This is a genomic window from Gilliamella sp. wkB178, from assembly GCF_001690705.1.
GTDB lineage: Bacteria > Pseudomonadota > Gammaproteobacteria > Enterobacterales > Orbaceae > Gilliamella > Gilliamella apicola_K.
Genome location: NZ_LZGK01000002.1, coordinates 1 through 1,179, shown reverse-complemented (window position 1 = coordinate 1,179; position 1,179 = coordinate 1). Strand labels below are relative to the sequence as shown.

General features: G+C 46.7%; 2 tRNA genes and 2 rRNA genes. All 4 read left to right on the top strand.

The features are described 5' to 3' along the window. A 16S ribosomal RNA gene (locus A9G13_RS01095) occupies positions 1–213 on the top strand; the annotation flags it as partial. Between the two features lie 57 nt (positions 214–270). Then, positions 271–347: transfer RNA gene (locus A9G13_RS01090), tRNA-Ile, on the top strand. A gap of 110 nt (positions 348–457) precedes the next feature. After that, positions 458–533 (top strand) — tRNA-Ala (locus tag A9G13_RS01085). Between the two features lie 201 nt (positions 534–734). Continuing rightward, a 23S ribosomal RNA gene (locus A9G13_RS01080) occupies positions 735–1,179 on the top strand; the annotation flags it as partial.

Below are 1,179 nucleotides of genomic sequence, written 5' to 3'. Positions count from 1 at the left end.
TGAAGTCGGAATCGCTAGTAATCGTGAATCAGAATGTCACGGTGAATACGTTCCCGGGCCTTGTACACACCGCCCGTCACACCATGGGAGTGGGTTGCACCAGAAGTAGATAGCTTAACCTTCGGGAGGGCGTTTACCACGGTGTGGTCCATGACTGGGGTGAAGTCGTAACAAGGTAACCGTAGGGGAACCTGCGGTTGGATCACCTCCTTACGAAGAGCTCGTAAGTGTTCACACAGATTGTTTGTTTAAGAAAAGAGTCACTTTATTGGGTCTGTAGCTCAGGTGGTTAGAGCGCACCCCTGATAAGGGTGAGGTCGGTGGTTCAAGTCCACTCAGACCCACCAATTCAACTTAATTCTGCAATATAACCGCTAGCGTAGGTGATGTAGAAGCATTGCTTAACATAAAGCGAGCTACGTTAAGCGAATTGGGGAAACAGATGAAGTGAATTATTGGGGCTATAGCTCAGCTGGGAGAGCGCCTGCCTTGCACGCAGGAGGCCAGCGGTTCGATCCCGCTTAGCTCCACCATTAAAGATATCTCTTTTTAAAAAATTATCTTTGTATTTACTTATATATAAGTAAATAGACAGATAAAGCTCTTTAACAATTAGGAACAAGCTGAAAGAAACGAGTTCTCGTTTTTACGGTAGGCTGCATATGAAAGTATGTTAGTTTGCAGTAAGAAAGAGAAAAAAGCGTAATGAAAACCAAGACAACTGTGAGTTGTAAGGTTAAGAAATTAAGCGTACACGGTGGATGCCTAGGCATTCAGAGGCGAAGAAGGACGTGTTAATCTGCGAAAAGCGACGGTAAGCCGATAAAAGGCGCTATAGCCGTCGATGTCCGAATGGGGAAACCCAATGTAGGTAACTACATTATTGCTTGATGAATACATAGTCAAGTGAGGCGAACCGGGAGAACTGAAACATCTAAGTACCCCGAGGAAAAGAAATCAACCGAGATTCCCCGAGTAGCGGCGAGCGAAAGGGGAGGAGCCCAAAGTGGGAAGCATAACGCATTAGTGGAAGCGTCTGGAAAGTCGCGCGATAGAGGGTGAAAGTCCCGTACACGAAGGTGAGTTATGTGGAAGCTTGAAGAGTAGGGCGGGACACGTGATATCCTGTCTGAAGATGGGGGGACCATCCTCCAAGGCTAAATACTCCTGAATGACCGA